The sequence below is a fragment of the Pedobacter kyonggii genome, assembly GCF_004310665.1.
In the GTDB taxonomy this organism is placed as follows: domain Bacteria; phylum Bacteroidota; class Bacteroidia; order Sphingobacteriales; family Sphingobacteriaceae; genus Pedobacter; species Pedobacter kyonggii.
The window spans coordinates 89,710-96,396 of sequence record NZ_SIXF01000021.1; the positions used below are offsets into that span (position 1 = coordinate 89,710).

Genomic DNA, 6,687 nt, shown 5'->3' on the forward strand with positions numbered 1-6,687 from the left:
CAACTTTGGAACACCCTTTTTAGCAAATAGATGAGTGAGTTAAGATTAGAAATTTTTATTGACTATTGATTGCGCTTTAGACTGGTCTACAAAATCCATTGGGATAACACCGTATCTGCCCGAAGGATTATTTGTAAAATATCCGCTTAGCCTTGGATTTATATAATTGGATACCACGGTAATATTCGGGATAGTAAAGATACCGGGCTGATAACCGCTTGCATAGTTTATATAGAGTTTGTTGGAGCTGTCTGCTTTCGCGGCGTTCAGCTGTCCTTCAACTGTTGTCCATTTGCTAGCCAGATCGTTGACCTTATAAACATCCTGAACCCTAATCCCACCAAAACTACTGTTGATATCGAAAGTGGTGTTATCACTCCATGCAGTGGCGTTAATCCCTTTTACGCCAGTTGCGGCAAATCTTCTTATCAACTTAATTTTACCCCTTAGTGCACCTAGGCTTGGCAGCCCTTCTGAGAGATCCCATTTATTTGGATTTTGTTGTGTGTAGGTGTTAAAGGTTTCTTCGAAAGAACGGTTATTGTTAGATGGCGTATGCTCCTCTTTCACACACATTAATATTGTTTCAGAGGGATTTGCATTTAAAAAATCAAGACAAGCATTGATTACATTCTGAAAATTAAGATTTTGATAAATGGCACCGTGATGTATAGCGAAAGCATTATCGATATGTCTGCAACGGATATCCAGATAGCGGACGCCCAAGTCTAATTGCGCTCCAATGCCGATATTTTGGCATTTTGCAGTATTAACTACAGGTTCAAACATTGCACCGGAATCGTGGGTTCCGGGAATAGACAACCTTGATACCGGAGTGGTATTTGATAAGCCGGACATCCACATGCTCAAAGCTGGCGGCGCTTGTAATAATGCAAAGTCCGTTGTGGCAGTTTTGGCCTTAAGGGATGGGTTTTCGACAGGTGATACTTGCTCTTTTTTACACGCGGTAAATAAGCAGGCCGATACGGCTAGGGAAAGAAATAATTTTTTCATGGTTTTTTTATGATATCTATTTGCTGAAATTATTATTTGAAGCTGCAGAAAGCTTTGGATCAGAAATTTCCGAAGAAACTCTTTTTGCTAAAACCGGATGAAACTGCCATCTTGGGTAGATTGTAAACATTTCCTGAACCATTAAACGCTCTGGTTGATGTGCATAAAAAGCAACAGCTGTAACATTACTTACAGCAGGTAGTTCTTTTGTTTTGTTTTCCATCATCTATGTCTAAGTCAAATGAAACAGGAAAACGTACTAGTCAAGATCGTTATCTGTAGATTAAATTTACGTTAAGCGCCTGGAATCATTATCCGGTAGGTCAGGATAGCTACTCTTTCAGCATTTTCAGTATGATGCTCAATTGATTATTAACTGTTGTAGGGTATATCCTGCTTCCCACATTTCCGGATCAGATTTTTGATACCTTGTCAATACTGAGTAAGCTAAGCAGAGTCAAGTAGTCTCATCCATGGTCGTGGTGAAGCTTGCGGATCAATAGTAATTGCTTCTAAAAGATGAAAACTATTTGTTTTTAATCCAGCGGTTTATTAGGTTTAAGAAACAAAATAGATAGAATTGAAGCCAATAATATTTCTGTCATATGAAAAATCAAACCAAAATAAAAACGGTTACTTTGAAAAGCAGTCAAGCAAACCGTCGGCAAAACTACTTCACAATGGATAATGGAACGGCTGATATATGAAGCAAAAGCATTATTAAAACACACTAACTGGAGCCTTTCTGAAATTGGCTAGTGTCTTGGTTTCGAAGATCCCTCCTACTTTGTCCGTTCTTTTAAAAATTATGAAAAGGAAACCCAAAAGATCTTAGGGAGAAGGTCGCCAAGACGTAAGTGTAGTTAAAGAAAAAACCTGATTGATGGAAACAATAAAAAAATATCCCCTAGGCCAACTTTATGGAAAACCTTTTGAAAAAAAGGATTTTGTAGCACTGACAAGTAAAGAAATATTTCGATTAATCGACTCTGACGCCAACACGAGCGTCCAACAATATCATCAGCACGATTTTTATGCAATCTCTTGGGTGGAAAGTGGACAGATACAGCAGAATTTAGATGGAAAAACATATACCCTGAGCAAAGGGGATATATTTATCGCCTGCCCTGGACAAGTTCATGAAAATGATTTTGGCAACACGGACAAAAAAATAAAGGGAGGTGCACTTTTATTTACAACAGAGTTTATTGAGCAATTAAAACACAATAGCGTAATTTCAGAACTGACATTTCTCGACAATGTTTTTTCCAATCCGCACCTGCATCTTCCTGATGAAGAAAGAAGCAGTTTTTTAAGTGTTGTTCAGGTGCTGTTTAAAGAAGTGGATAAGAACCATTCCAATTGGGCAATCATCAAATCATTGCTTTCTGCTGTTTTACTATTCATCCAGCAAAGTATTGATTCAGTCATAGTCAAATCAACCTCATTGAGACATATTGAAGTTTACAAAAAGTTCAAGCACTTTTTGGAACTCCATTTTAAAGAAAACAAGACCCCTGGGTTTTATAGCGAACGATTACATATCAGCGACAGGCATCTTAATCGGCTATTGAAAGAAACGACGACTAAAACGGCCTCCGATATGATTCTTGGCCGTTCGATGTTGGAAGCGAGACGCCTCCTTTATTTTACTGAAATGAATATATCAGAGATCGCCTGGAGCTTAGGATACCAGGATCAGTCTTATTTTACAAAGCTATTTAAAAAAGAAACGGGACAGACACCGCAAGCCTATCGTTTGTCAATGTCCTGAATTTACCAAACATAGTCCATATGGTCGTATAAAATTATTCCACCTAAGCTGAACTTTGTCTTGTTAAATAAAACGAGATAAAAATGGGAAGTTTAGAAAATAAAGTAGCGGTTATTACAGGAGCTACTTCAGGAATGGCTTTAGCAATTGCAAAGCTTTTTGTAAGCGAAGGTGCTTACGTATATATTACCGGACGCAATCAGGAAAAACTTGACGAAGCTGTAAAGGCAATTGGAAATAATGTAAGGGGAATACAAGGTGATGCCGCTAACCTGAAAGACCTTGACAGGCTCTTTGACATTATTGAAAGCGAACAGGGGAAAATAGATATTCTTTATGCCAATGCAGGTGTCGGTGATTTCGGTCCTTTGGGAATGATTACCGAAGAGCATTTCGATAAACTTTTCAACCTAAATGTTAAAGCTGTAGTATTTGCCGTTCAAAAGGCATTGCCACTTTTTAACAATGGCGGGTCAATTATCATGACAGGTTCTATTGCAGCAATGAAGGGCTTTGCCGGTTTAGGATTGTACGGAGCCAGTAAAGCGGCACTGCGATCTTTGGCAAGAACATGGACAAATGAATTAAAAGAGCAAAATATCCGGGTAAATGTGATAAACCCAGGTCCTATTGATTCCGATTTTTTCAATTCAGGACCCAAAGAAGCCCAAGATTTTCTTATTTCATTGGTTCCGATGGGTAGAAAGGGACAACCGCAAGAAATCGCATCCGCGGCATTATTCCTTGCCTCTGATGCGTCGAGCTTTATTACTGGCATAGAACTATCTGTAGATGGTGGATTGGCTCAAGTTTAAACAAATTTATAATGATGATAAAAAATATATTTCAACTCATACCTAGAAAAAACGGAAAAGTTTTAACCTATAATCCGTTTAAATTATTTCCACTGCTGATCGACAGTTATCGTTTTGGCACTAAATATGGATCCGATTTAAAACTGAATACTGGAGACAAATCTCCCGATTTCAACTTACCTAATCTATATGGAAAAAATGTAAACCTATATAGCTCATTGGAACAAACAAAAGTCATCTTGATTTTCTATAGAGGAGGCTGGTGCCCATTTTGTAATCTACAGCTTAGGCAATATCAAAACATGACCTCCCAGTTCAATGAGTATGGCGCCAAGATTATTGCCATCTCTCCAGAAATACCCGATAGGGAATTAACAGATGATGAAAAAACGGATTTGAAATTTGAGGTGTTAAGTGATGTAGGCAACAGCGTAGCTAAAAAGTTTACTGGAATTTTGAAATATGAAGGAAAATCGGCTGAACGACTAAGGGAACTTGGCATCGATTTGAATGAGCTTAATCAATCAGAAAGCAGAGAGGTGCCAATTCCGGCTGTTTTTATTATAGATCAAAATCGCAAAATAATATTTGCAAAAAGTGAAGGTGGGGATTACAAAAAGCGAGTTGAGCCACAGGAAGTATTAGCATTGTTAAAAGGTTAAATAAACTTTGCTCTTTAACTAAATAAGATTTCCTAGGTTTTAATTGACCTAACATTAAAATACTATATCGGATTGAAGGCTGTCAAAAAAAGTCAAAATTGGTATAAAGTGTTCGATTGTGTGCCCGTCCACTCCACTGGAATCAGTATCAGAAATCACTAAAAAACATTAAAAGCATGCAAATCGTTGATCTGCATGCTTTTGTTTTTTGGCATTTTGTGGCTTTTTTCATCAAATAACGCATATGCGAGGTGCGTGATTCGGTGAGTTGGACTACGAAAGTTTCGAGCAGACCGATTTGATATTAACTATTTTAGTATCAACTAATTTATCACGTAAACATCTTGACTTTTTTTAATTGCAATCTTAAGTTTATTCATCTTTTCCCCTGATAAGGCTATTAAAGTATCCATAAATGTAGCCGACATCATCACTTATTCAGTCATCTATCATAATGACTAACTTTTAACCATCAACAGGCTTGGGCTAACACTCAAGAATAAAGTTCTTGGTAGCCATGCAAGAACCAAAAATGAATTCACTTTAGTTATTCTTCTGGCGAAATTGTTTGCTACTGATTTTTTTATCCATTTTTAACTGATGAAAAAGAAATGGATTTCTTGTGGCAATTCTGAATTACGCTGAAATCTCAGATGCTTTCCCTCTGCAGCTGCAAATACGTAGTAATGTTGGTGGATAGAGTGCTCTTGCTAAATGAGTCCTACTTTAGTTTTAAATTCATCCAATACATTGATTTATAAATTTAAATTAAATAATGCGAGATTCCTTAGTAGAACGATTATTGTTACGTTTTAAGGTATTGAAGAATAATAAAAAAATAGCAGAATCAATTAAAGGACAAGGGTCCCTGCAATGGATGTCCCAATCGCCCACTGGGTTTCTACTCATGCTTGTACTCCCATCGTTGCTTTTGTTCTCAAATTATTTGTTTCCGTAATCAACTCAAAGGAATAAACAATTTACGCTAAAGAAATTTATTATAATGTAATCTGCTTCCCTATTAAAAGTTCATGACGCTGAAATCTACATCATTCCTTACTTAAAGTTAATATGGAGTTCATACTTAGCGACTAGTTTTACCCGCAGTTATGAATCTATCCTCTGACAGTAATTTATTCGAATTGATAAAAGCCAGCAATCATTTGGCTTATACTTCAATTATAGATAAATACTGGGAAGAATTGTTCAGACATATCTACTCAAAGATCAAAAATTCAGAAGACGCTAAAGATATTGTTCAGGATATTTTCCTAAGCCTTTGGAAAAACCGTTTAAACATTTCACTTAATGAAAAAGATAGCCTTGCCCCCTATCTATTTAGGTCGGCCAAATATTCGGTGATCAATTATTTTTCTAGACCAGGAATAACTATTGCAGATGAGCAGGAGCTATCGGCAGCTTTAAATGCGCCTTCTGAAACAAAAACGGACGAGAAGTTGCTAATAAATGAGCTCCAAAACTTACTTGAGAGTGAAGTTAACCAGCTGCCTGAAAGGTTACAACTACCCTACCGCTTAAGCCGGGAACAGGATCTCTCTATCAGGGAAATTGCAAAAAAGCTTTCCCTGTCTGAACAGACTGTTAAAAACAATATCAGCGCAGCTTTAAGCGCAATACGTTAACAGCGCACTGTAAATACCGCGACCGGGCCCTACATCCATGATCGTACTATTTTTATCAGGACAGTTTTTTTCAATAAAGCTAATCGTTTCAGCCTTACCAAACGGAAAGCTGGTACCGGAATAAATTGTGATTTCGCTCATAAATAGGTTGACTAGTGAACCTAAGGTTAAGGTTTCACTGTTGTTTAATGAAATTAACAAATAATCTTGATATCATCATTTGTTTTAACAATTAACTAAATAAAAGGGTTGTATCACAATAAGGCAGATGGCGGTCGAACGCTAGTTTGCATAGCTGAACTTCTACCGTAGACTAAGCAAAGACTATGAGAAAACAGCCTCTATTTAAGCGTTCTATATTCTCCATCATAAAGTGTTTGCTGATGTTGCTTTTTAAAACGTATAGAATCAATCGGTTGGATGACGATAATTCTGAAAGAAAAACAGGCAGATTCCTCTCGAAATCTGCCTGTTTTTAAATTTATCAAGTAAACCCAGGTGTTTCAACCTGAGATTCTCACAGAACCGTACGTGATGGTCTCCCATCATACGGCTCTTATTATCGTAACTCCATAGTAGGTTTCGAGCCAAATGTCCAATGTGCAAATAAGTTTGGCTTTCGTTTATGTAAACGCCTTATCCATTTCATCGCACTGGTCAAACTAACCCTTAACCCTTTGTATTTCCTGATTGCCCAGTTGGCCAGCTTTGAGTTGACCCTACGCAAAAAGTCTTTCAACTTAGTGCTATAGAATTTTCCGTAATAGTTGATCAAACCC

At 37.3% G+C, this 6,687-nt stretch carries 7 protein-coding genes; 4 read left to right on the forward strand and 3 right to left on the reverse strand.

The annotated features are described in order from the left end of the window. Positions 1 to 45 precede the first annotated feature (45 nt). Positions 46 to 1,014, reverse strand: a complete 969-nt coding sequence (locus tag EYS08_RS18315; protein WP_131031468.1) for a phosphatidylinositol-specific phospholipase C — start codon at positions 1,012 to 1,014, stop codon at positions 46 to 48. Between the two features lie 16 nt (positions 1,015 to 1,030). Continuing rightward, complete coding sequence (locus tag EYS08_RS18320; protein ID WP_131031469.1) at positions 1,031 to 1,237, reverse strand: hypothetical protein; 207 nt, start codon at positions 1,235 to 1,237, stop codon at positions 1,031 to 1,033. 660 nt (positions 1,238 to 1,897) lie between these two features. Here EYS08_RS18320 and EYS08_RS18325 point away from each other — a divergent pair. From EYS08_RS18325 to EYS08_RS18340, 4 genes are all read left to right on the forward strand, one after another. Continuing rightward, positions 1,898 to 2,788: an AraC family transcriptional regulator gene (locus EYS08_RS18325; RefSeq protein ID WP_131031470.1), complete on the forward strand. Its 891-nt coding sequence runs from the start codon at positions 1,898 to 1,900 to the stop codon at positions 2,786 to 2,788. Positions 2,789 to 2,871: 83 nt separating this feature from the next. Beyond that, a complete protein-coding gene (locus EYS08_RS18330; RefSeq protein WP_131031471.1) occupies positions 2,872 to 3,603 on the forward strand; it encodes an SDR family NAD(P)-dependent oxidoreductase in 732 nt (243 codons plus the stop codon). 11 nt (positions 3,604 to 3,614) lie between these two features. Beyond that, positions 3,615 to 4,265 carry a peroxiredoxin-like family protein gene (locus EYS08_RS18335; RefSeq protein WP_131031472.1) on the forward strand — a complete coding sequence of 217 codons (651 nt, stop codon included), beginning with the start codon at positions 3,615 to 3,617 and terminating at the stop codon, positions 4,263 to 4,265. Between the two features lie 1,109 nt (positions 4,266 to 5,374). Then, the gene (locus tag EYS08_RS18340) at positions 5,375 to 5,908 is read left to right on the forward strand and encodes an RNA polymerase sigma factor (protein WP_131031473.1); all 534 of its coding nucleotides are present in this window, start codon (positions 5,375 to 5,377) and stop codon (positions 5,906 to 5,908) included. 559 nt (positions 5,909 to 6,467) lie between these two features. Here the strand turns inward: EYS08_RS18340 and EYS08_RS26100 are convergent. Next, positions 6,468 to 6,687: group II intron maturase-specific domain-containing protein (locus EYS08_RS26100; protein ID WP_394343100.1), on the reverse strand; the 220-nt coding region annotated here is incomplete at its 5' end.

Coding starts and splice junctions, on each gene's coding strand:
- EYS08_RS18315 (WP_131031468.1), bottom strand. CDS start 1,014: ATGAAAAAATTATTTCTTTCCCTAGCCGTATCGGCCTGCTTATTTACC.
- EYS08_RS18320 (WP_131031469.1), bottom strand. CDS start 1,237: ATGGAAAACAAAACAAAAGAACTACCTGCTGTAAGTAATGTTACAGCT.
- EYS08_RS18325 (WP_131031470.1), top strand. CDS start 1,898: ATGGAAACAATAAAAAAATATCCCCTAGGCCAACTTTATGGAAAACCT.
- EYS08_RS18330 (WP_131031471.1), top strand. CDS start 2,872: ATGGGAAGTTTAGAAAATAAAGTAGCGGTTATTACAGGAGCTACTTCA.
- EYS08_RS18335 (WP_131031472.1), top strand. CDS start 3,615: ATGATGATAAAAAATATATTTCAACTCATACCTAGAAAAAACGGAAAA.
- EYS08_RS18340 (WP_131031473.1), top strand. CDS start 5,375: ATGAATCTATCCTCTGACAGTAATTTATTCGAATTGATAAAAGCCAGC.